Below are 21,908 nucleotides of genomic sequence, written 5' to 3' on the forward strand. Positions count from 1 at the left end.
TTGGGAGGGCTAAATCATCGGCGAACTGCTGACCACGCGCAGTGCCAACCCTTCATAAGCATCCAGCGTAATCGTGAACTCCCCTTCAGGCGTCAGATCACCCTCGACCCGCTCATTGATGATATCGACCACCGGCCCCGGCGCAATATTGGGCAGGTGCAGGGTCTCGGTGATCGCTGTGGAACCGAAGTTCAGCGCGGTGATCTGGGTGCCTTTGCCGGCCGGCAGTTCGTGGACCATGATCAGCAACCCCGGATGCTCGACATCCGGGATCAGGATCTGACGGCTCGCGGCAATATCATAGGAACGGCGCGCCGCCAGGATTCGCTTCAGCTGCGAGGCAAAGGAGTCATGGTCTTTCAGTTGACTGGTCAGGCTGCCGTAAAGCGTTTTCGGGCGCGGCATCTGACCTTCCGACAGCTCCGCTTCCGGATTGAGATCAACAAGATCGTAGGCGCCGCGATGAATCCAGCGCGTGTCGCCATCGAGCATCAAAGGTGCGACCTGCTCTGCCGGCAACGGCAGTGCGCCGACGAGGTCCCAACCCGACAACGCGAACACGCCGGGCTGCATCGCGTTGTACATCACCAGCAGCACATGAATCTGGCGGATCTGCTGGATATCCGCTGCGGTAATGGCATCGAGGTCACGAATCCCCAGCGCTGCCGTGATGATGCTGGCGGTGGTGCAGGACACGCCGTTGGTGACGAATTTCAGGTTATACGGTGCGTGTTCGCCGGCCAGGCGTTCGTACATCTGCTCGCGAATGTGCTCGCGCAAGATGTTGCCGGGGAAGGTCTGGCCCTGATAGAGGAAAGTGTCATGGGCGTGCAGCGTCCAGAAATGCACCAGTTCGAGGGTCAGTTCGTCATGGTTCTGCAAGGCGTGGATCAGCGAGCCCGGGTCGATGCCCAGGGTGTGCATCTGGCGCAGCATCAAGCGCAGGAATTCGGTATCGCCCATCAGCAACGCATGCTGGTAAGCGGGTCGGGTGATGAAGTCATAGGAAAGATCGGCCCCGCCGTGGGACATGGCGGCGATATCGTCAACGGTCAGGTTCAGTTCCTGAAAACTGAAACCGCCCGCCTTGCGAATTGCCCCGGCCAGCAACTGGTTGCCGGTGATCGACAAGGGATGACTTTCCGACCAGGCGGTGCCATCGAGCTTGCGTTCAACGCCGAGAAAACCGTTGGCGTCCAGACGCAGGATTTTCGCCCCCATCACGTCGATGGCGTGCAGCGCGTCGCCGATGATCATCTGCTGCGCGGCGAAGGTCGGGTCCAGCCAGTTCAGCGACGGTTGCCCTTCCTTGAAGTAATGCAGGTAAACCCAGCGTCGCGGTTTGCCATCGACCCCGATCACGACCGGTGTCGCACTCCAGTCGGTTTCCTTGACTCCGGGCTCGAAGAAAATCACCCGCTGCAACTGGCCGACGATGTAATGCTTGTCGCGCAGCACATCGACCTGCTGCGGACTGAGGTTCTGCGCGTCGCGGCCCTCGAGAACATCGGGCAGCAGCGGCCAGTCTTCCTCGCGGATTTCCACCATGTGGTAGAGCCCCGGATAGTCTTCATACGCCATCTCGGCCAGGCGAAAGTCCGCGCCTTTGCCGGTGTGCGACGGGATGACGTCGTCGATGATCACCGCATTGTGCGCAGCAGCCATGCGCACCAACGCTTGCAGCTGCGCCTCGGTGCCCAACTGTGGATCGATGTCGAAACTGATGCGGTCGAAGTTGCCGTCAATGGTGGGCGTGTGTTGGGTGCCCGACAGGCCGCCAGACCTTTTCAGCGGGCCGTTGTGAATGCCCTGGATACCGATTCTCGACAAGGCGTGCCATAAGGTTTCGTCCCCCAGGGCTTCGAGCACCGTACCGTTTTCCCGGGTGACAATCGACGCCGGGTACGCGGTGAACCACACCGAAGCGAGGGCCGAGGCGTCACGGGGCCGGGTATGCGCATAGGGCTGTTGCCACAACCGGCCTTGCCCCGAGTAGAGCCTGGCCCGTTGTCTTGCGGCATGCAGCATCGATTGTTCGACCAGCCAGTCCACATGGTTTTTCTCAGCTGCCGTCATGGAAACAATCACCTCTCGTCATGAAAAAATGGCATCCGCCCTTCTGCACCAAAGGCACTGCTCGTTTTCATATGAGGCCATGACGTGGCATTCGTTGCATCGTGCTGCGTGATCACGCTCCGGGTTGCAGTTGGCACCAAGCTCCCAGCGCATCGATCTGCGGACGGCCGAAGAGATAACCCTGACCCCACTCGCTACCGCAGGCAGTGGCAAGGGCGCGATCGGCTTCGGATTCAATCCCCTCGATGATCACGCACGGCGCCAGCGTCTTGCACAGCTGCACCAGATGACCGAGGGTCTGGGCGCTGTTGGTCTCCAGGCGTGCGCGCTGGAGGTAGCCCTGATCGATCTTGACGATATCCGGCCGGGTCTGCCGGATGAATTCCAGCGTACCCAGGCCCGAGCCAAAATCATCGATGGCCACCCGGCAACCCATCTCCCGCAGGCACAACACGAATTCGATCGCCGCCGAGGTGCTTGGCGGCGTGGCGCTTTCGGTCACTTCAATCACCAGTCGCGCGGCCACCGAAGGGGTGTCGCGCAATTGCATGAGAATCGGTTGCCAGTAGTGGTCAACGATGGCGCTTTGCGCGGAGATGTTGCAGCCCAGCCGCAGGTGTTCGTTTTGCAGCAGACGTTCAATCACGCAGCTCACCACGCTGCGGTCAAGCTCACGCATCAACTGATGCTTTTCCAGCATGGCGAAAGGATAAACCCCCTCGCCCTGTGCATCGATATGCCGCAACAGCCCTTCCTGGTACAGCACCCGGCGACTGTCGGGCAACCAGACGACCGGCTGAAACGCCAACACCAACTTGCCCTGTGCCAGTTCATTGTAAAAATTCTTCACTCTGTGCATGTCACATCCGTAGACAAAGCGGCGTCCTGCCGCCGGGTGAATATGGCGACGCCACGCGGCGCTCCTGCAACTGCAGCGTTGACTGCCGGCCATAATCGACGCTCGCCGACCGGTCAGGAAGTGTTCCCGGATACCTTTCGCTTGTCCTTGGAAACGTGTCGGTTGTGTTAATCGACTGTGACCATTTGTTTATTGCGATCATGCGCCGGCTTGCGCGACATCAATTAGCCATTACGCCGGGAAGAATCATGCACAGAATGACCAGCACCGGTTTTCGGGTGCTCGCCGACGTCTTGACCGACGCCGGCGCCAACGTGGAAACCTTGCTCGAAGAGTTCGGCAGCAGCAACGAGGAGGTCTGGGCAAACCCCAACGGCGTCAGGCTGGAGCTGGTCTATAAGGTGATGGCTGAAGCGGAAAAACGTACCGGTAACCCGGACATTGGTTTGCTGGCTTATGCCCGCGCGCATCCGGCGAACCTGGAGGTGCTGGGCTACGCCGTGATGTCTTGCGCCACGCTGGGCTCCGCGCTGCATCGGCTGGTGGATTATCAATCGCTGATCTGCAATGGCTTCTATATGTGCCTGGACCAGGAACCGACAGCGCTGAAGCTGATCGGCTTCGACATCAGCGCCCAGCCGTCGCTGACACCCCGGGCCTTCATCGATGCCGGTGCCGCGCAAACCGTGGGACTGGTGCACTGGCTGTTGCCCAAGCGCAAGCCGCAACCCGTGGCGGCGACCTTTACTTACCCCAAACCAGCGGATACCACCCGGCTGGAACACTTGCTCGGGAGCAACCTGTCATTCGGCGCGTCTTACAACAGCCTGACGTTCAGCCTCGACGACTGCTCGATTGCATTGCCGACGGCCGATCCTGCACTGGATGTCCTGCATGTCGAATACGCCCGCACACGCTTGAACCTGCTGCTCAACGGCTCAATGACCGAACGTGTTCGACAGGTGCTTTCCGAGCGGCTGGCCCAAGGCGTGCCCAGCGACCTGAACCGGATCGCCCAGGCGGTCGGCGTGAGTGCACGCAGCCTGCAACGGCGCTTGAGCAATGAAGACATGCACTTCTCGGCACTGCAGGATGAAGCGCGACTGATGCTCGCGCATAACTTCCTGCGCAATTCAGCGCGCAGTGTGAAGTACATCGGCGCGCTGCTGGGTTTTCGCGATCAGAGCAGCTTTCATAAAGCCTGCATACGCTGGTTCGGCATGACGCCTGGACGCTACAGGGAAGTGTCCTGACCACCTGCCGGCCTATTCAGACACTGCGACCTGATTGCGCCCGCGCGCCTTGGCTCGATACAGCGCCTTGTCCGCGTTGTTGATCAAACTGTGCAGATCGTTATCGTCGGCATTCATCGAGGCGACACCGCCGCTGGCCGAGATACGATGGACCGGCCCGGTCATCAGGCCGGCGATCGACTGGATGAGCTCCTCGGCAATGTGCTGTGCGACTTCAATCGACGTGTCCGGCAGCAAAACGGCAAACTCCTCCCCGCCCAACCGCCCGTACACGTCGGTTTCGCGAAACGAACGGCTGATGACGGCCCCCATTTGCCGCAGCACCTGATCCCCGACCTGATGCCCGTAGGTGTCATTGATGTGCTTGAAGTGATCCATGTCCAGCATGACGGCACACAGCGGCAACTGGTTGTTCTTGCAGTGGCCATATAGATGCTGCGCGTGCTCGAAAAAAGCCCGGCGATTCATCAGGCCCGTGAGTTCATCGGTCTGGGCGGCACGCGTGGAAACACTGTGTGCCTGCTCCATTTCACGGGTTAGACGGAAGGCGGTTTCCAGTGCGTCGGACAGGTTGCGCGTCGCGCTGAATACAAAGGAGGCGAACACCAGCACCGCCACTCCCATGCCGACCTGCAAGGACGAGGCTTGAAACAACAGCCAGATCGTACAAGGAAGCAACACCAGGGAAATGGACACGATCGTCATGTAGCGATAGGCCGAGTAACAGGACACCGCACTGACCGACATCCCGACGCAAAACAGCATGACCAGCGCCTGGGCCAACAGGTCATCGGCTGGCATGACCATCAGCGCGCCCCCGCCCCAGATACCGGCGGACAATACGAGCGTGACCCAATACGTGCGCTCCCAGCGCTCAGGGGTGCGCTCACTGGGGGGGCTGCGCAAATAGGCGATGAACATCGAGATCCGCAACAGCGACGACGCTGCCAGTATCGCGATCCACCACGCGATGACCGTGTGATCAAAACGCTCCCAGCACAGCCAGCACAGCATCAACACCGCGAGAAAGCTGCCGAAAACCGCCGAGACCGACTGGCGGAACAGCTGGTGCAATCGGTCCGTGCGCACCTGACTGACGATTAAATCTTCCGTTTCGAACCGCAATCCAAGGCCATCCATTTCATCCGCCTGATCGTGATGCTGCGACGAATGCGATTGTGGCACATTGCTTAGGGCTACTCACTCGGTGATCGGACGGATCCTCTGAATCGCTGCAGGCAGCAATGTCTCAAGTCAGGCTTTCATTTCCGCCGCCAGCAGATTCACCAGCGCTGCGGCCGGCAATTCACGCGCCAGCGGTGCGCCCTGCCCGGCCCACTGCACGGCAAAATCAGTGTTTGCCTGCGCGGTCGCGGCAGCGTTGAGCGCCTTGTTGGCGTCATAGGTCAGCGGATAGTCGGGCAGTGCCGTGGCAGCCGTCGCAAGGAGGGTGAAGTTGCGATTGACCATGCCACGGGCAGGACGGCCGGAAATCACACTGGTGACTTTGGTTTGGTGTGCGCGCGGCCCCTTCAAGGCCTCACGGTAAGCGCTGTTGGCGGAGGATTCAGGACAGAGGATAAATGCCGTGCCCAGCTGCGCTGCACTGGCGCCCAGTTGCATGACCGCCTTGATGCCTGCGCCGTCCATGATGCCACCCGCCGCGATCACCGGCAGTCTGCAAGCGCGGGTCAACACACGCACCAGCGCAAACGTGCCCATTTCCGTGTCCTGCTGCGGGTCGAATACACCGCGATGGCCCCCGGCTTCGTAACCTTGAGCCACCAGCGCATGCACGCCGGCGTGCTCCGCCAACTGCGCTTCGGCCAGGCTCGTTACGGAGCACAAGAGCACGATGCCGGCGTCCTTGAGCGCATCGACGGCGGATTGTGGGGGCAATCCAAAATGGAAGCTGACCACCGCCGGTTTTTCTTCCAGCAGCATCTGCAGCATGTCCGGGTCTTCGACGAACGAGGTGTAGATCTCGCGCAGCGACGACGGCGCAGCGGCGCCGAACTCGGCAAAAAACGGTGTCAGGAAACTCAGCCATTGAGCCTCTCGGGCGCTGTCATGCACGGCAGGCTGGTGGCAGAACAGGTTCACATTGAAGGGTTTATCCGTCAGTGCCGCCGTCTCTCGAATCATGGCCCGCGCCTGCTCGACGCTGCTCGCCCCGATGCCGATGGAGCCCAGACCGCCGGCACTCGACACCGCTGCCGCGAGCCTGGGTGTGGAAACGCCCACCATGGGGGATTGAAGGATCGGCAGTTGAATGTTCAAAAGGGACAGCAGTGGACTGGACATGACAGCACCTGTACGTGATGAGTGTGAGTAAAACCGATGGTGCCTGAGCACTCGGCGCTGCCCGGCGCTACAGTTCGCCGGTCAGGAATTGCGCCCGTCCCCGGCCGAAGGACCAGTCCGAATCGGCATTTTCCACCAGCGAAACAATCAGGTCATCGGGCGACAAGCCGCAATCGGCACGTAGTCTCTCGGCCAGCAAGCGGTAAAACGCGGCCTTCTGCGCTTGTGAGCGCGGTCGCGAAATCACCGTCAGCAACACCACATTGGCCGAGCGCGTGTAGCCCAATCCCGTGTCGTGCAGCACCAACTCACCGGGACGGTGTTGGGTGACGCATTGATAGCGATCACTGGCGGGCACTTCAAAGGCCTCGACCATCGCCTGATGGGTCGCGTCCAGAAGCGTCTTGAGCTGCTCGTCATTGCGCCCCTGGAGGATGTCGAACTTGAGCAACGGCATAGCGATTCACCTGTGCGAAAAAACCGGGGGCGAGAAATTCGCCCCCCCTGGGAAAAAAGATGCCGTGCCAGCCCGTGCCAACACGTCACCCAACCCCAAACCTGTGGAGCAGAAACCGTATTACTTGGACGTCGGCATGGCGAACTCAGCGCCCTTGGCGATGCTGTTCGGCCAGCGTTGCATGATCGACTTCTGCTTGGTGTAGAAGCGCACGCCCTCTTCGCCATAGGCGTGTGTGTCACCGAACAGCGAACGCTTCCAGCCGCCGAAGCCATGCCACGCCATCGGCACTGGAATCGGCACGTTGATGCCAACCATGCCGACCTGAATGCGGCTGGCGAATTCACGGGCGATGTGGCCGTCACGGGTGTAGCAGGCGGTGCCATTGCCGAACTCGTGGGCGTTGACCAGATTGACCGCCTCGGCAAAATCCTTGACGCGCATGCACGCGAGCACCGGGCCGAAGATCTCCTCTTTGTAGATTTTCATCTCGGGCGTGACATGGTCGAACACCGTGCCACCGAGCCAGAACCCTTCGGCACAGTTCGCGCCAGCCTGAGCACCGTCAAAACCACGGCCGTCGACCAGCAGTTCTGCGCCTTCTTCAATGCCTTGTTCGATGTACCCGGTGATGCGCTGCAACGCGACTTGCGACACGATCGGGCCCATCTCCGCGGCCAGGTTCATGCCCTCGAGGACTTTGAGCGCGCGGGTGCGTTCCACCAGTTTGGGCATCACCTTGTCCGCGACATCCCCGACAAAAACCGCCACCGAGATCGCCATGCAACGCTCGCCGGCAGAGCCGAATGCCGCGCCGATCAGCGCGTCCACCACTTGATCGATGTCGGCGTCCGGCATCACTACCATGTGGTTCTTCGCGCCCCCGAGCGCCTGCACACGCTTGCCGTGGCGGGCGCCCGTTTCATAGATGTAATTGGCAATCGGCGTTGAGCCGACAAAACTCACGGCTTTGACGTCCGGGTGATCGATCAGCGCATCCACCGCTTCCTTGTCGCCCTGCACGACGTTAAACACGCCGTCGGGCAACCCGGCTTCCTTGAACAGTTCGGCGATCAGCAACGAGGGCGACGGGTCGATCGGGCTTGGCTTGAGCACGAAGGTGTTGCCGCAGGCGATGGCCACCGGGAACATCCACATCGGCACCATTACCGGGAAGTTGAACGGGGTGATGCCGGCCACCACGCCCAGCGGCTGGCGCATGGTCCAGTTGTCGATGTTGGTCGAGACCTGCTCGGTGTAGTCACCCTTGAGCAATTGCGGGATGCCGCAGGCGAACTCGACGACCTCGATGCCGCGTGTCACTTCACCCTGGGCATCGGTGAAGACCTTGCCATGCTCGGCGGTGATCATGCGCGCCAGGGTGTCGCGGTGCTCGTTGAGCAGCGCCAGGAACTTGAACATGATGCGTGCCCGACGCAGTGGCGGCAGCGCCGACCAGGCCGGAAAAGCCTGTGCCGCCGACTTCACCGCTGCGTCGACTTCAGCGGCATTGGCGAGCGCAACTTTGCCGATGACGGAGCCGAGGGCGGGGTTGGTGACGTTCTGCGTGCGGCCCGAAGAACCGTGCGTCACGCGGCCGTGAATGTAATGTGCGATGTCTGCTGGCTGGGTGCTCATGGCGGGTGTCCCCTGGTGGTGGATAAGGACCATCTCTTTTTGTTGTTCGGGATTGCCAGGCGGTCCTGTCGGCGCGCCTCAGGGTCAAAGTAGGCCAGCCTTTGGATCATGTAAAATGATGATTAATGATTCTGGTGATCACAAATGGTGAAGCTGTTTTGATGGCGAGGGAGCAAGCGCCCTCGCCACGGGCGGGCAGTTATTTGTCTTGAACAGCTTTTTGCAGCCATTTCGCCCGCTCCGACAGGCGCCGCCTCCAGTCCTCGGCCAGGCCACGGATGGCGGCCAGCGCGAGCAGGTCGTCGATCACCGGCCGGTGCGACAGCTGCACCTGCCAGAACTCATCGATGGAAAAGCGCTGCGTCTGCCGTTCCAGCAGTTCAATCGTGTCCCCGGCCTCGATAAATCCCGGTTGAAGCACCCGGTAATACCAACCGGTGATGCGCTCTTTGGCGACATGCATCGACATGCGTTCGGCGTCAAAACGATGGTTGATTTTCCAGCACGGGCTGCGTGGCTGAGAGACTTGCAACACCGTACTGCCCACCTGGAACACGTCGCCGATGTGCACGTTTCGCTCAGAGAGCCCGAGCGCTGAGAGGTTTTCCCCGAGGCTGCCCGGGATCAGTTCCGGGGCACAATGTGCAAAGGCCTGCGCCAGGCGCTGATAGTTTTCTGCCGCATAGTGATGAACTGCTTTTTCCGGACCGCCGTGAACCCGGCGATCGGCGTGCTCATCTCCGACAATCCCCTGGACCTCCACGCGAGCGGGGCCGGCACGTCGCTGTTTGAAGATGCCTGAACGTTGCCCTTCAGGCATCAGGACGCCCATGCCGCCGGCAAAGACATGGTCAATTCTTGAAGTCAGGTTCATCGTCCGGCAGCGCTCATTCGTCTGTTTTGTTGACTTTACTAACCGTCGACAATGATCGTAAAATGATGACTCGTGATGCTATTCATCACTTTTTATGATAGGTGGCAAAGATCATGGAAATGCGCCAACTGAAGATTTTCTGCGCGGTTGCCGAGCTTGGCAGCTTCACTGCGGCCGCCGTCAATGTGAATACGGTGCAGTCCAATGTCACCATGCGGGTGAAGGAGCTGGAAGCCGAACTGAACCGGGAACTGTTCATCCGCAAAAAGTCCGGGGTGGTGCTCACCTCGGCGGGCCAGACCTTCCTCGGGTATGCGCGGCGCATCCTGCAACTGACAGAAGAGAGTCGCAACGCCCTGATGGATACCGGTACTCCGGCGGGCCTGCTGCGGTTGGGCTCAATGGAAACCACCGCCGCCATCCGCTTGCCACAAGTGCTGACGAAGTACCGCGAGAAATACCCCGAGGTTCAGTTGTCGCTGTTGACCGGGACCACTTCCGAACTGATCAAGGCGATTGAAGCGCATCGACTCGACGGCGCATTCGTCGGCGGATTCCACCAGAATTCGGCGCTGACCCAGGAAGAGGTTTTCCAGGAAGAACTGGTGCTGGTCAGCAGCAATCAGTTCCCGTCACTGCCGGCGCTGATCGAGAAAATCCCGCAGCAAACCGTACTGGTCTTCCGCACCGGCTGCTTCTACCGCTCCACCCTGGAAAACTGGTTTTATCAGGTCGGGCTGGTGCCCAACCAGATCATGGAACTGGGCACCCTCGACGGTATCCTGTCGTGCGTCGCCGCCGGCATGGGCGTGACCTTGCTGCCCAAGGCCATCGCGGAAAATTGCAGCGTACGGCATGCCATTCGTTGCCACACGCTCCCGCCGGAATTCGCCAACGTCTCGACCGTCTTCATCCGCCGAAACGACACGATGATCACCTCGGCCATGAGCGCGTTCATCGGCCTGGCACAAAACCAGATCGCCCGGCCGGCGGTGGCGTGAATAGCCGGCAATGACCAGAATGTTGTTCACTTAAGAAAATCTTCAGACAGGCAAGAAATCTGTGGTGAGGGGATTTAGCGAAACGTCGCACCGCCCCGTTGGGTCGCGAAGCAGCCCAGCATCCGGCCAAATAGATTGAATTGTCCGGATTGGCGACTGCTTCGCAGCCGAACGGGGATAAATCCCCTCGCCACAATTGTGTGGAGCCCGCACTTAAGTGATCAGCATTAGGCTTGAGCGGCAAAGTTGACGGCTTCACCCTCCTCCATTGGCAACCGGCTTGTTGTCATCGGCAGCCCGGAGGCCAGCTCAACCACGCGCTCGGCCGCCGGGACGACACTGTGAATCTTGCCCACCCCCTGCCCCGCGTACAGCGACAGCTTTTTCGCCATCCGCGGTTTGTCGATCGCCCGGGCGCCGCCGCCGATGAAGCGCAGCAGGTTCCACTTGTCCCGATTGGGGATCACCCGGTGAGGCGTACCGTAGGTCCAGCCGAACGAATAACCGGTCCGGTACTCGGTGTCATCCGTCGTCGCTTCCACGATCTTTTGTTTGTAGAGCGGGTGCGCATTCGACTCGTCGGTGGCGATAAACGCCGTGCCCACCACCACACCTGACGCACCGAGCGACATCAGCGCCCGGACATCATCGCCCGCCACGATACCGCCCGCGGCCAGGACCGGTCGCCCCTCCGAAACACCCAGGATTGAGGACAACAGCGGCATGATGCCGATGGTGCCTCGGTTCAAATGACCGCCACTTTCACTGCCTTGCGCCACGAGAATGTCGGCGCCTTGTGCAATGGCAATCCTGGCAAGTTCAACCGACCCCACCTGCACCATGACCGTCAGCCCCGCGTCCTTCGCTCGGGGAATCATGTCGGCGGAATAGGCCTCGGCGTAAAACAGTGAAAGCAGTCGCGGTTTTTCTTCCAGCACCACCTGAAACTGCGCTTCGAAAACGTCCGGGCCGCCGAACTGTGGAACAAGGTTCACACCAAAAGGCTTATTGGTCAGTGCACGGGTTTCCTGTATCCACCGGCGCAAGGTCAGCGGCGGCAGACGCAAACCGCCCAGCACCCCCATCCCCCCGGCATTGGCCACCGCCCCCACGAGCTGCGGGCCGGAAATGGCTGCCATGCCACCGAGAAAGATCGGGTACTTCACGCCGCACAGTCGAGTGATGGCGTTTCCTGCAAAATCGGATCTGGCTTCGTTCATGACTCACAGCTCCACATGTTTTCCAAGCATCCGCTTGAGCGTGTTGTTCTTCAGGAGAAAGTGATTCTTGACCGCACCGAAGACATGCAAGGCCAGCCCCGCGAGAAACGCAGAAGCGCCGATATCGAACAGCACATCAACGACATGTTTGAGTCCGGCGTGAGTGGGCAAGAGCGTTGGAATGGAGAATCCTCCAGGCAAAACCACGGCCTCGCCGCCCGCCGAACGGGAAGCCCAGACTGCTATCGGCAGCAGCACCATCGCCAGGGCGAGCGCTACCGCAACCGAACGGCTGATGATGACCTCGATGGGATTCGGCGTGCCCACGGGCAGCGGATGGTAAGAGGTGATCCTGGCCCAGAATCGATAGACCGACACCAGAAACAGAATCAGCCCCACCAGGTTTTGCATGTGGGCAAGCGGCATCCGCGCGGCGTCGCTGGAGGCCTGGTCGATCATCAGCTGCAAGCCGACGATCGCCAGCAGCGACAGCGCCACGACCCAGTGCAGCGCCACGGTGATGGGTGAAAACCTTAAGCCATTGTCTCGAAGTTGCATGGCAGACTCCTTTTGGCAGAGTGCGCAAATCAGGATAGGAAAATGACGGGCTGTGTCTTAATGATTGACAGCCTGCGAGGCCCCGAGGCCGGTCTGGGCACGGATGAGCTGGTCATCGAAACGCTCCCGCTCCAGCGTGGCCTCACTGCTGCGATCGGTGACCGAGCCAAGCCAGGTAAAGAAGAACGCCACGTTCATCGAGATGATCGCCGGGTAGTCGAAGGGGAAAATAGCCTCGGGGTTGCCCAGCACCTTGACCCACACCGCCGGCGAGAGAATCACCAGGCTGACCGAGCTCACCAGTCCGGCGATGCCACCGATCAATGCCCCTCGCGTCGTCAGCCCTTTCCAGTACATCGAAAGCGCGAGAATCGGGAAGTTGACCGAGGCTGCTACGCCAAACGTCAGCGCCACCAGGAAGGCGATGTTCTGGTCCTTGAACAGGATGCCCAGCACCACCGCAACGATACCGATGCCGACCGAAGCGATCCGCGAAACACGGCGCTCGTCTTTCGCTTCGGCCCGGCCTTTCTTGAAGACCATGACGTAGAGGTCATGGGAAATCGCCGAGGTCCCCGCCATCGTCAGTCCGGAGACCACCGCCAGGATCGTGGCAAACGCAACCGCGGAGATGAAGCCCAGTAACAGGTCGCCCCCCACCGCTTTGGCCAGGTGCATCACCGGCATGTTGCCACCGCCGATGAGCTTGCCACCCAGAATGCCGGACTCGTAGAACGCCGGATCGCGCCCGACGATCACGATCGCCGCCAGCCCGAGCACCGCTACGATCAGGTAGAAGAAGCCGATGAAACCCGTCGCGATGAACACCGATTTGCGCGCTTGCCGCGCATCCGGCACGGTGAAAAAACGCATGAGGATATGCGGCAATCCGGCCGTGCCGAACACCAGGCCCAGGGACAGCGAGATCAGCGCCAACGGATCGGCCACCAGTTTGCTGGGCAGCAGGATCAGTTCACCATCGTGATGAGCGGCCACCGCCTGAGTGAACAACTGTTCGAAGGAAAACCCGAACTTGCTCAGCGCCAATACCGCCAGCAAGGTTCCGCCCACCAGCAACAGCCCGGCCTTGATGATCTGCACCCACGTGGTGGCGACCATCCCGCCAAACGTGACGTAGACCGCCATCAACAACCCGACCGCGATCACCGCATAGTTGTAGGGCAGACCGAACAGCAGCTGGATCAACTGCCCTGCGCCCACCATCTGCACCACCAGATAGAAGCACACCACGGTCAACGAACCGAAGGCTGTCAGGGTGCGAATCCGGTTTTGATCGAGTCGAAAAGACGCAATGTCCGAGAGCGTAATACGCCCCAGATTGCGGATGCGCTCGGCAAACAGGAACAACAGCAATGGCCAGGCAACGAAGAAGCTGATCGAGTACAGCACCCCATCGAAGCCGTTGAAGAAAATCATGCTGGTGACACCCAGTAACGCAGCCGCCGACATGTAGTCCCCGGCCAGCGCCAGGCCGTTCTGGAAGCCTGTGATGCCGCCGCCGGCGTTGTAGAAATCGTCCATCGACTTGGTCTTGTTGGCCGCCCAGTAAGTAATGCCCAACGTCGTCAGCACGAAGACGAGGAACATCGCAATGGCGGTGATGTTGAGGGGTTGTTTTTCAACCGCCTGCAAGGTGTCGGCCGCCGAGGCGCACGTGGCTGCCGCGCTCAGGAGAGCAGGAACAATGAGGTAGCGAAGAAGGGTTTTCATACGATGGCTCCTTCGCGAATTTCTGTGGTGAGTGCGTCGAACTCACCATTGGCCCGAAGGATGTACAGGCCCGTAAACAACCAGGCCCCGACGATGAAGGCAACGCCAAGCGGCCAGCCTATGTTGATGACGCTGGTCGCAGAAAGCTTCTGCGCCAGCAGGTGCGGCGCGAACGCGGCGATGAGGATGAACGTGAAGTAAGGAACGAGGGTGGCGGCGACAAGACAAGCGACGAACCTTCGCTGCCTTGAGACCAATTCCTGATACCGGGGATGGTTGCGAATTCTGGCTGATTCGAGTGCATGGTTCACGTTGACTCCGTGTAGCAGTGGAAGCGTTTATTGTTGTTCCACAGCCTCAATTCGAAGACTCGATTTGCCACTGGCTGCGGGGTATTTGCACCCTCAACCTATGCCTGGCACCGAATCATGTAAAACGATCATTAATGATGCTTGTGATCTGTTTTGATGAACCAGCCATTGCCTATTCTTGCCATTGCGATTTGCGAAACCCAATCTCCTCAACGTGTATTATTCGAGTCAGTTATTGCTTTTAGAGATAGGTGAATTCGATGGATATGACGGACCTCAAGGTGGTTGACGCGGTCGCGCGGCACGGCAGCATGAACAAGGCGGCCAGCGAACTGAATACCGTGCAGTCGAACGTGTCGGCAAGGATTCGAGCGCTGGAAGAGGAGCTGGGGGTGGCGCTGTTTCAACGCAGCGCCCGAGGTGTCCAGATCACGCCGGCCGGGCGGCGGATCCTGCCCTTCGCCGCGCGCCTGTCGAAGCTGCTCTTCGATGCCTCCAGCGCCGCGCGCGACGATGGACACCCAAGGGGCGTATTCGAGATCGGTACGCTGGAGACGACGCTGGCGCTGCGTCTGCCACGACTGATCGCCAGGTTCGCCAAGGCCTACCCTGACGTTCGCCCGCTGATTCGCACCGGCACCACGTGCAGCCTGATCCAGGGGGTCATCGACTGTAAGCTCGAAGGCGCGTTTGTGGTGGGACCGGTCAATCACCCGGAGTTACTGAGTGAACCAGCCTTCCGCGAAGAGCTGGTTTTAGTAACGTCTACCGCGATCAATCGCCTGGACGAAGTCGCCTCCGTCGACAATCTGAAGACCGTCGTCTTTCGAATCGGTTGTTCCTATCGCCAACGCCTGGATTCCCTGCTGACCCGGTTGGGCGTCCCGGCGCCCGAGCCACTTGAGTTCGGATCGATCGAAGCCATCGTTGCCTGCGTTTCCGCCGGCGTCGGCGTCACGTTGTTACCCAGAGGCGTTGTCGCCAGTGCGTTGCGCGACGGGTTGGTCAACGTGCATAAGCTGACACCGGATATCGCCGACGTAGAGACGGTATTTGTCCGGCGCATCGATGGCTATTTTTCCAGCGCGCTATCGACCTTTCTGGACAGCGTGCGACTGGACGGGGTGCCGGCACTCGACCCCATGTAGCGATAGCTGATCCAGCCGTTCATTCCGGCGCAGAGCAGTAACAGCGCGGCCGTCACCAGGAACACATGATGCAAGCCGAGATGAGCGCCAATCTGCCCACCGATCAGTGGCCCGATCACCTGCCCGGAAAACTGCGCCGATTGCAGATAACCGAGGATTTTCCCGGTGTTGTGCTCTTCGACCGAATGCCGGATCAGCTTGGCAATCGCCGGCAGCAGGCCTGCAAGGGTCATCCCCATGACACCGCGCAAAACCGCCAGTTGCCACCATTGCGTGACGAAGGCCTGGGGCACCATGACCAGCCCCGTCAACAGCAGACAGCCGATGATCACGTTCCAGCTGCCGACCCGGTCTGCCAGCGCCCCCAGCTTGGCGGCGGTCAAAATACTGCCCAGCGCTGAAGCGGCCATGACAAAACCCGCGACACGGGCCTGACGATCCAACGGCACGCCGAGGTCGCCGATGTAGACGGTGATGATCGGCTCGATCGACATATTGGCCAGGAGCACCATCATTGCGGTCACGAGCAGTGCGCCGATGACCGGCCATTTCGAACCCGTCTCCTCAGGCTGGTTTTTCTTGCCCCGCTGTCTCGCATCCGCCACACGATCGAAGTCCTCGCGCACCAGCAGGATGGTCGCAAAGGCAGCGACCGCGATCATCCCGCCACCGACGAAAAACGTGCCGCGGATACCCACGAACTCCGGCAGGAAACCGCCCACCAACGGCCCGATCAGGTTGCCGGACAAGGCGCCCGTGGACAAAACCCCCAAGGCCCAACCGGCCCGTTCCCGTGGAACCTGGGAGCCGATCATGACAATCGAGGCGGACGCGTAGCCACCGATGAGGCCAGCGAAGAGGCGCAGTGCGACCAGTTCGGTCACGTTGTGCGCCAGCCCGATCAGCGACATCACAACGGCCATGCCGATGGCCGCTCTGACCAGCATGGGTTTGCGGCCATAGCGGTCAGCCAGGCGCCCCCAGATCGGGGCCGTCACAGCGGTCCCCAGGAACGTCGCGCCGAAGGCCACCGCCGACCATTGCACCACGTCAGCCTGCGCCGTAACGCCCAGTTGCTGGACGTACAGCGGCAAGAAGGGCAACAACATGCTCAGGCTGACCAGCGTAGTGAACGAGCCGAAAACACACACGGCCAGGTTTCGGCGCCAGTACTTCTGGTTACGATCGGAATAATTCACGTGCAATGGCGTTCCGCTTTGATCGAATGGAAAGTCGCTCTCAAGACAGGTAAACCCTACGCAGGCGCAGATATCTTAAGAAGCGAATTAATTCGATCAGGGTTATCTCAATTAAAGATAACCATCCGAAAACGCCCGGACTTCAGCTCTGGGTCGCAGGCGCGCTCGAATGCACCAATGAAACGGGCTCCGGCGCCGGCTCGTCGTCCAGCTTGATGAACATGGCCAATATCGGCCCCATCAGCACCACGGCGATCGACGCGCCGAATGCCACTGACCAGTTATTGCCGGTGATGTCCAGCAACCAGCCGATCACCACCGGCGACACCGCACCGGCCAAGGCCATGCCGGTGAAGGTGCAGGCGCTGGAAGTCGCGGAGTGGGCGTGGGACACCTCGGTGCCAATCACCCAGAGCGGCGAGTCGGCCAGTTCCGAGCAGAAGAACGAGAAGCTCAGGCCGCAGGCGCAGATCATCAGGTCGTGGGTGAACATCAGCGGAATCAGGCCAATGATCGAGGCCAGGAAGCCGAAGATGATCAGGTCGCGACGTGAGCGCAGGCGGTTGCCGGTGACCTTGAAACGCCAGTCCGAGAGCATGCCGCCGACCGCAGTGCCGACCGTTCCGCCGAGCAGCACGAAGGTCGAAAACATGGCGGTGTGGGTCAGGTCCATGCCGTAACGCTGGGTGAAGAACGACGGAATCCAGTTGAGGAAGAACCACAACACCCAGCCGTGGCAAAAACAGGTGGCGGCCGCCGGCCAGACCCTGCGCAGCATCTGCGGCCAGTTGACCGGAGCGGCGACCACAGGCGCCACCGGTGCAGCGGCCGTGGCCTCGACCAGTTTCTTCGACTCGCTGAGGCTGAAATACATCACGAACATGTAGATCAGTGTCACCACGCCGAGGATGACAAAGGTCATGCGCCAGGAAAACTGGATGATCATGAACGTCACGATCAACGGTGCCAGTGCGTTGGCCAGGCGTCCGGACGCATGCATCATGCCCTGGGCCGTGCCGCGCTGAGTGATGGGGATGGCGCGAGCGATCATGCGCGCCGCGGTCGGGTAGATCGGCGCTTCGCCGATGCCGACCACGAAACGGGCAATCACCAGCACCACCAGACCGCTGACCAGGCCCGTGGCAATGGTCGCGACCGACCAGATAATGCCGTAGAGCAACATCGCCTTGCGCGAACCGATCCGGTCGCTGAACCAGCCGCCGGGAATCATGAAGCAGCTGTAGGCGATGGCAAACGCGGAAAACATCATGCCCAGATTAGTGTTGCTGAAACCCAGCTCTTTACTGATCGTCGGTGCGGCGACCGCGAGGTTGGTGCGGTCCACGTACATGATGAAGGCCATGACGCACAGCAACACGAAGGTCAGCGTTGCCCTGCGTTTTTGCGCAAGCGTAGTCGGAATCATTTTTTTCCACCTTTTTTTATAGTTGTAGTGGGCAGGCGGTCATCCCGGACCGCCTGTCATGACGTTACTTGAAGAAGCCGCTGAGCACCTCGTAGGTCTCGTCCGGGCACTCTTCCTGCAAGTAGTGCCCCGAAGGCACCGTGGCGGTCTGCACAATGTTGGTGGCGTAGCGGCTCCAGATTTGCGCGGCGTTGTGGTTGCGGCCAACACCGCCCTTCTCGCCCCAGAGGATCAGCGCCGGGTTATCGATACGCCGGCCGGCGTCGAAGTCAGCGGTGTCCATGTCCAGGTCGATGCCGAACGTGGCGCGATAGTCTTCGCACATGGCGTGGGTGGTGGCCGGGTTCTTGATGCAGCGGATGTAATCGGCAAGTGCTTCGGGTCCGAAGAAGCTGGTGCCCTGGTCGGTCTTCGACAGTTTGCGCAGGATGAAGAACTCCGGGTCGGCATTCATCATGCGCTCCGGCGTCGGCGCGTCCTGGGTCATGAAGAACCAGTGCCAGGAGAATTTGCCCCACTGACGCGTGACGTTGTTGAGCAAGTAATGCTGCGGCAGCATGTCGACGAAACCCGCTTTCAACACCTTGTCGCCGTGGTCCAGGCACATGCGATGCAGCACCCGCGCACCTCGGTCATGGCCGGCGGCATAGAACTGCTCGAAGCCCAGCGACTGCATGACTTCGACCTGATCCTGGGCCATGGCACGGAACGAATACGCCGAATGATCACCGCCGCCCTCCGGTTTGGAGCTGTCGCCATAGCCGCGCAAGTCGGTGCAGACCACGGTGAAGTCCCTGGCCAGGCGCGGTGCGATCTTGTGCCAGGACAGGTGATTGAACGGGTTGCCGTGCATCAGCAGCAAGGGCGGGCCTTCGCCACCCACGACAGTAACGATGTCAGCGCCGCTGGTTTTGGTGATGGTTTTGGTGAAATTCTCGAACATGGTCTCAGCCTCTATGGGTATGCCTGGCCTGGGCGTTACGCCCTGCTCTTGTTGTTCGTGGAGGGCTCAGCGTTTGAGCTTGCGCGCGGCAGCGTTATCGCTGGCCACGCGGAACGCAGCAGCCATGGCACCGACGTCGGCGATGCCTTTGCCGACGATGTCGTACGCCACGCCATGGGCCGGGGTGGCATAGACGGTCTTGAGGCCACCGGTCAGGGTCACGCCGGACGAAAAGCCCAGCAGCTTGGTCGCGATCTGGCCCTGGTCGTGATACATGATCACCACCGCGTCAAAATCGCCGTTGCGCGCCTTGATGAATACCGTGTCGGAAGGAAACGGCCCTTCGCAGGCCAGGCCTTTCAAACGCAAGGCTTCAAGGGTCGGGCGAATGATCGTGATCTCTTCGTCACCGAACAGACCGTTCTCGCCGCCATGGGGATTGAGCGCGGCGACACCGATTCGCGGGGCGTCGTTGCCCAGTGCGCGCAAGGTGTCGTGGGCCAGTTGCAATGCGCCTTCGATGCGATCCGGCTGCACCATGTCGACGGCCTTGCGCAGGGCCACATGGGAGGTCACGCGGAAGGTCGAGAACTGCGGGATGATGTTGACCTCACCGAAGTAACCGACGTGCTCGGTCCAGGCCGCAAACATCTGGTGCTCGTCGTGATAATGCCAGCCACCGCGATGCAGGCCGGCCTTGTTCAGCGGCGCGAAACAGATGCCGTCCAGCTCACCGGCCAGGGCCATGTCGGTCATGATCTTCAGGGTTTCGCCGGTCAGCCGACCCGATTCTGCGTTGACCACGCCACGTTCATACAAGGCCGGGTCAACGTTGTGCAGATCGATCAGCGGCACGGCCGCCTGGGTGTGGTCGGCCTCGCTCAGGTGGGTGATTTTCCGGTAGGGAATGCGCCGATCAGCATCGCGCATGCCCAGTTCGAGCACCCGCTCGTCACCAATGATCACCACATCCGCCCGCTCACGTGCCTCAGGTGTCGACAACAGCTTGACGACCAACTCAGGGCCAATGCCGGTTACATCGCCGAGCATAAGTCCAATCAGGGGTTTCATCAGATTCTCTCCAGTCCGGTCAAGATGTGTCTTTCTTGTTATCGGGAGCGCCTGGGAGTAAGCCCGGGTTTGCGGGCCGACGCCTGGGTGCAACCGCTGTGGTCATCCTAGGCCGACGGGGTGTGCCTTCAAGGTGCAAAACGTGGGGTGGGCGTTCACAGACTGTGGTTTGAGCGGGGTCACCCAGACCTTATTTTCTGAGGGATCGTCTTCTGTGAAGGGACGCCGGATGGTAAAACTCATGGCGCAGCGCTTTGTTTGAAGCGCCTCGAAAAGGACCGCCTCGGTGAAGTCACCCGCCACACCCGATTCACGTACTGCAGCCGAGTCGGGCCTGAGCCTGCAAACCCGGATGATTGCGCTGGTGGCCACTGCCGCTATGGTTGCAACCGTTCAACGAACAATTCCGTATTATCGGAAGCGACGGTCAGCCTCTCGCTTTTGTGCCCTATTACATCAGGGATGAGGCCGGTCAGGTTGACACCGGATTTTCCGACGAATCAGGGCATACGCCACGTATTGCAACAAAAAAACAGGAAACACTGGAAATTACGACCGGCGTGGCGGCACTGGAAAAGTGGGGTGACGCATGACTGAGTTCTCCTGCAAAATTCCGACAAGTCAACAAGCCGGCACGGTGAGCAATGTCTCTGGCTACCCAATGCCTGCCAACATTCACATGTTTGTTGTCGTCGATGAGATCGGTAAAGATGGCTTTCTGGTGAGAAGAATTTATGCCTCTCCAGACAACCCTCACTTAATTGCCAAAAATCGCCGCGGTTGGCATTGAAACAGGTCCTGGAGCAGTCGTCAGTGGTGCGGTTGGAGGGAGTGACTTAGAAAGACTGGCGTATTACGCAAGATTTGAAGCAACGGATGAGTGGATCAAAGCCTTGGACCTAATGTATGACGTTGAATGAATTATTCCATTCAGGTCTGCTTCGAAGCCCAACGGGGAGCTCCTCTGGTTATCACGAAAAAGCAGTAATCAAATTTTCAATAAGCCGTCCGCAATTGTGCCCGAAAAACTCGCCTCCACCGGCCCAACGAGCAACGCCGCCCCCGCGCCATCCCATTGAACGATTACAGTCCCGCCATCACACTCAACCTCAACGGATTCATCCAACAAGCCCCGACGAATCCCATTAACAACAGCCCCACAACAGCAAGAACCCGAACCAAGCGGAATCCCGCCCCCGCGCTCCCAGATGCGCAATCGAATGTGTTTGCGGTCAATGATCTGAACGAAATGCACGTTCGTTTTGAGTGGAAACAACGGATCGGTTTCGATGACGGGGCCAATTGCCGCGATATCAATCGCCGTCAGATCATCCACAAAAAAAGTGCAATGCGGATTGCCCATGCTGCATGCGGTCGGGCCACCTTCCAGAGGCAGCACGAGCGTGTCCATTTCCTGAGCCAAAGGAACATCCGACCAGGTAAAAAGCGGCGCTCCCATGCTGACCGAAATGGCGCCGGTGGAGGTTCGTTCACAGCTCAGCAATCCACGGTTGGTGCGGAGCGCTATCGAGGTGGAATTGGCTTCACGCATCAGCCTGTCCGCGGCACCGCGGGTTGCGCTGCCACACACATCCAGCGGCGAGCCGTCGGCGTTCCAGAACTCCAGGCGTGCGGCGGCGTCATCGCAATCGAGTAGCACCGCGAGCTGATTGAATCCGATGCCTCGGTTGCGATCGCCCATTCGCCGAGCGATGGCGCTGGTCACTGGGTTGGCGGAGTTTCGTGCGTCGACAATCACGAAGTCATCGCCATTGGCGTGCATCTTGTGAAAACTCAGCGGCATAAACAGATCCTGGCGAGGCGGCAAGTGGGATGGAT

The 21,908-nt window shown here is 60.1% G+C and carries 21 protein-coding genes; 5 read left to right on the forward strand and 16 right to left on the reverse strand.

Features of this window, described 5'->3' with window-relative positions:
- Positions 1-9 precede the first annotated feature (9 nt).
- Complete coding sequence (treS, locus tag ACM6I5_RS14350) at positions 10-2,076, reverse strand: maltose alpha-D-glucosyltransferase (protein WP_414884114.1); 2,067 nt, start codon at positions 2,074-2,076, stop codon at positions 10-12.
- A 112-nt stretch (positions 2,077-2,188) separates the two neighbouring features.
- Positions 2,189-2,935 (reverse strand): EAL domain-containing protein, encoded by a 747-nt coding sequence (locus ACM6I5_RS14355; RefSeq protein ID WP_017338144.1) that lies wholly within the window; start codon positions 2,933-2,935, stop codon positions 2,189-2,191.
- Between the two features lie 248 nt (positions 2,936-3,183).
- Between ACM6I5_RS14355 and ACM6I5_RS14360 the strand changes: the two genes are divergently transcribed.
- Positions 3,184-4,188: an AraC family transcriptional regulator gene (locus ACM6I5_RS14360; RefSeq protein ID WP_017338143.1), complete on the forward strand. Its 1,005-nt coding sequence runs from the start codon at positions 3,184-3,186 to the stop codon at positions 4,186-4,188.
- Positions 4,189-4,200: 12 nt separating this feature from the next.
- Here the strand turns inward: ACM6I5_RS14360 and ACM6I5_RS14365 are convergent, their stop codons facing one another.
- The 5 genes from ACM6I5_RS14365 to ACM6I5_RS14385 all read right to left on the reverse strand — a co-directional run bounded on the left by ACM6I5_RS14365 (position 4,201) and on the right by ACM6I5_RS14385 (position 9,461).
- Positions 4,201-5,328 (reverse strand): sensor domain-containing diguanylate cyclase, encoded by a 1,128-nt coding sequence (locus ACM6I5_RS14365; protein WP_031318764.1) that lies wholly within the window; start codon positions 5,326-5,328, stop codon positions 4,201-4,203.
- Positions 5,329-5,442: 114 nt separating this feature from the next.
- Positions 5,443-6,492, reverse strand: coding sequence for an NAD(P)H-dependent flavin oxidoreductase (locus ACM6I5_RS14370; RefSeq protein ID WP_017338141.1), 1,050 nt, complete (start codon positions 6,490-6,492; stop codon positions 5,443-5,445).
- A gap of 67 nt (positions 6,493-6,559) precedes the next feature.
- Positions 6,560-6,949, reverse strand: coding sequence for a tautomerase family protein (locus ACM6I5_RS14375; protein WP_017338140.1), 390 nt, complete (start codon positions 6,947-6,949; stop codon positions 6,560-6,562).
- A 120-nt stretch (positions 6,950-7,069) separates the two neighbouring features.
- Positions 7,070-8,587, reverse strand: a complete 1,518-nt coding sequence (locus ACM6I5_RS14380; protein ID WP_017338139.1) for a CoA-acylating methylmalonate-semialdehyde dehydrogenase — start codon at positions 8,585-8,587, stop codon at positions 7,070-7,072.
- A gap of 199 nt (positions 8,588-8,786) precedes the next feature.
- Entirely contained in the window at positions 8,787-9,461 is a 675-nt protein-coding gene (locus ACM6I5_RS14385) for an MOSC domain-containing protein (RefSeq protein ID WP_414884115.1), read from the reverse strand.
- 113 nt (positions 9,462-9,574) lie between these two features.
- On the opposite strand from ACM6I5_RS14385, the gene ACM6I5_RS14390 reads away from it, so the two are divergent.
- Positions 9,575-10,462 (forward strand): LysR family transcriptional regulator, encoded by an 888-nt coding sequence (locus ACM6I5_RS14390; RefSeq protein WP_414884116.1) that lies wholly within the window; start codon positions 9,575-9,577, stop codon positions 10,460-10,462.
- A 227-nt stretch (positions 10,463-10,689) separates the two neighbouring features.
- On the opposite strand, the gene ACM6I5_RS14395 is transcribed toward ACM6I5_RS14390, so the two are convergent.
- From ACM6I5_RS14395 to ACM6I5_RS14410, 4 genes are read right to left on the reverse strand one after another with little or no spacing between them, the layout of a single operon-like run.
- Positions 10,690-11,682: an NAD(P)H-dependent flavin oxidoreductase gene (locus ACM6I5_RS14395; protein WP_414884117.1), complete on the reverse strand. Its 993-nt coding sequence runs from the start codon at positions 11,680-11,682 to the stop codon at positions 10,690-10,692.
- Between the two features lie 3 nt (positions 11,683-11,685).
- Entirely contained in the window at positions 11,686-12,240 is a 555-nt protein-coding gene (locus ACM6I5_RS14400; RefSeq protein WP_017338135.1) for a cytochrome b, read from the reverse strand.
- A gap of 57 nt (positions 12,241-12,297) precedes the next feature.
- The gene (actP, locus tag ACM6I5_RS14405) at positions 12,298-13,971 is read right to left on the reverse strand and encodes a cation/acetate symporter ActP (protein ID WP_414884118.1); all 1,674 of its coding nucleotides are present in this window, start codon (positions 13,969-13,971) and stop codon (positions 12,298-12,300) included.
- On the reverse strand, positions 13,968-14,282 hold the full coding sequence (locus tag ACM6I5_RS14410; protein ID WP_414884119.1) for a DUF485 domain-containing protein: 315 nt from the start codon (positions 14,280-14,282) through the stop codon (positions 13,968-13,970). The genes actP and ACM6I5_RS14410 overlap by 4 nt, the downstream gene beginning before the upstream one ends.
- Before the next feature lie 260 nt (positions 14,283-14,542).
- On the opposite strand from ACM6I5_RS14410, the gene ACM6I5_RS14415 reads away from it, so the two are divergent.
- On the forward strand, positions 14,543-15,430 hold the full coding sequence (locus ACM6I5_RS14415) for a LysR family transcriptional regulator (RefSeq protein WP_414884120.1): 888 nt from the start codon (positions 14,543-14,545) through the stop codon (positions 15,428-15,430).
- Here ACM6I5_RS14415 and ACM6I5_RS14420 read toward each other — a convergent pair.
- The 4 genes from ACM6I5_RS14420 to ACM6I5_RS14435 form a co-directional block, all read right to left on the reverse strand.
- Positions 15,355-16,629 (reverse strand): MFS transporter, encoded by a 1,275-nt coding sequence (locus ACM6I5_RS14420; protein WP_414884121.1) that lies wholly within the window; start codon positions 16,627-16,629, stop codon positions 15,355-15,357. The two genes, ACM6I5_RS14415 and ACM6I5_RS14420, sit on opposite strands and share 76 nt — an antisense overlap.
- Positions 16,630-16,771: 142 nt before the next feature.
- On the reverse strand, positions 16,772-18,055 hold the full coding sequence (locus ACM6I5_RS14425; RefSeq protein WP_414879849.1) for an MFS transporter: 1,284 nt from the start codon (positions 18,053-18,055) through the stop codon (positions 16,772-16,774).
- Positions 18,056-18,119: 64 nt separating this feature from the next.
- Positions 18,120-18,998 carry an alpha/beta fold hydrolase gene (locus ACM6I5_RS14430; RefSeq protein WP_017338129.1) on the reverse strand — a complete coding sequence of 293 codons (879 nt, stop codon included), beginning with the start codon at positions 18,996-18,998 and terminating at the stop codon, positions 18,120-18,122.
- A gap of 66 nt (positions 18,999-19,064) precedes the next feature.
- Positions 19,065-20,069: a PdxA family dehydrogenase gene (locus ACM6I5_RS14435; protein WP_414879850.1), complete on the reverse strand. Its 1,005-nt coding sequence runs from the start codon at positions 20,067-20,069 to the stop codon at positions 19,065-19,067.
- A gap of 383 nt (positions 20,070-20,452) precedes the next feature.
- Between ACM6I5_RS14435 and ACM6I5_RS14440 the strand changes: the two genes are divergently transcribed.
- Together ACM6I5_RS14440 and ACM6I5_RS14445 are read left to right on the forward strand one after the other, a co-directional pair.
- Positions 20,453-20,662 carry a hypothetical protein gene (locus ACM6I5_RS14440; protein WP_414884122.1) on the forward strand — a complete coding sequence of 70 codons (210 nt, stop codon included), beginning with the start codon at positions 20,453-20,455 and terminating at the stop codon, positions 20,660-20,662.
- Positions 20,659-20,859, forward strand: coding sequence for a hypothetical protein (locus ACM6I5_RS14445; protein ID WP_414884123.1), 201 nt, complete (start codon positions 20,659-20,661; stop codon positions 20,857-20,859). Before ACM6I5_RS14440 ends, ACM6I5_RS14445 begins: the two co-directional genes overlap by 4 nt.
- 198 nt (positions 20,860-21,057) lie before the next feature.
- Here the strand turns inward: ACM6I5_RS14445 and dapF are convergent, their stop codons facing one another.
- Positions 21,058-21,873 carry a diaminopimelate epimerase gene (gene dapF, locus ACM6I5_RS14450; protein ID WP_414884125.1) on the reverse strand — a complete coding sequence of 272 codons (816 nt, stop codon included), beginning with the start codon at positions 21,871-21,873 and terminating at the stop codon, positions 21,058-21,060.
- Positions 21,874-21,908 lie beyond the last annotated feature (35 nt).

This window comes from Pseudomonas sp. IT-P171 (assembly GCF_949767765.1).
Taxonomy (GTDB): Bacteria; Pseudomonadota; Gammaproteobacteria; order Pseudomonadales; family Pseudomonadaceae; genus Aquipseudomonas; species Aquipseudomonas fluorescens_B.

Excerpts from the sequence above, each read along its gene's own strand:
- treS (WP_414884114.1), bottom strand. The coding sequence starts at position 2,076 with ATGACGGCAGCTGAGAAAAACCATGTGGACTGGCTGGTCGAACAATCG.
- ACM6I5_RS14355 (WP_017338144.1), bottom strand. The coding sequence starts at position 2,935 with ATGCACAGAGTGAAGAATTTTTACAATGAACTGGCACAGGGCAAGTTG.
- ACM6I5_RS14360 (WP_017338143.1), top strand. The coding sequence starts at position 3,184 with ATGCACAGAATGACCAGCACCGGTTTTCGGGTGCTCGCCGACGTCTTG.
- ACM6I5_RS14365 (WP_031318764.1), bottom strand. The coding sequence starts at position 5,328 with ATGGATGGCCTTGGATTGCGGTTCGAAACGGAAGATTTAATCGTCAGT.
- ACM6I5_RS14370 (WP_017338141.1), bottom strand. The coding sequence starts at position 6,492 with ATGTCCAGTCCACTGCTGTCCCTTTTGAACATTCAACTGCCGATCCTT.
- ACM6I5_RS14375 (WP_017338140.1), bottom strand. The coding sequence starts at position 6,949 with ATGCCGTTGCTCAAGTTCGACATCCTCCAGGGGCGCAATGACGAGCAG.
- ACM6I5_RS14380 (WP_017338139.1), bottom strand. The coding sequence starts at position 8,587 with ATGAGCACCCAGCCAGCAGACATCGCACATTACATTCACGGCCGCGTG.
- ACM6I5_RS14385 (WP_414884115.1), bottom strand. The coding sequence starts at position 9,461 with ATGAACCTGACTTCAAGAATTGACCATGTCTTTGCCGGCGGCATGGGC.
- ACM6I5_RS14390 (WP_414884116.1), top strand. The coding sequence starts at position 9,575 with ATGGAAATGCGCCAACTGAAGATTTTCTGCGCGGTTGCCGAGCTTGGC.
- ACM6I5_RS14395 (WP_414884117.1), bottom strand. The coding sequence starts at position 11,682 with ATGAACGAAGCCAGATCCGATTTTGCAGGAAACGCCATCACTCGACTG.
- ACM6I5_RS14400 (WP_017338135.1), bottom strand. The coding sequence starts at position 12,240 with ATGCAACTTCGAGACAATGGCTTAAGGTTTTCACCCATCACCGTGGCG.
- actP (WP_414884118.1), bottom strand. The coding sequence starts at position 13,971 with ATGAAAACCCTTCTTCGCTACCTCATTGTTCCTGCTCTCCTGAGCGCG.
- ACM6I5_RS14415 (WP_414884120.1), top strand. The coding sequence starts at position 14,543 with ATGGATATGACGGACCTCAAGGTGGTTGACGCGGTCGCGCGGCACGGC.
- ACM6I5_RS14425 (WP_414879849.1), bottom strand. The coding sequence starts at position 18,055 with ATGATTCCGACTACGCTTGCGCAAAAACGCAGGGCAACGCTGACCTTC.
- ACM6I5_RS14430 (WP_017338129.1), bottom strand. The coding sequence starts at position 18,998 with ATGTTCGAGAATTTCACCAAAACCATCACCAAAACCAGCGGCGCTGAC.
- ACM6I5_RS14435 (WP_414879850.1), bottom strand. The coding sequence starts at position 20,069 with ATGAAACCCCTGATTGGACTTATGCTCGGCGATGTAACCGGCATTGGC.
- ACM6I5_RS14445 (WP_414884123.1), top strand. The coding sequence starts at position 20,659 with ATGACTGAGTTCTCCTGCAAAATTCCGACAAGTCAACAAGCCGGCACG.
- dapF (WP_414884125.1), bottom strand. The coding sequence starts at position 21,873 with ATGCCGCTGAGTTTTCACAAGATGCACGCCAATGGCGATGACTTCGTG.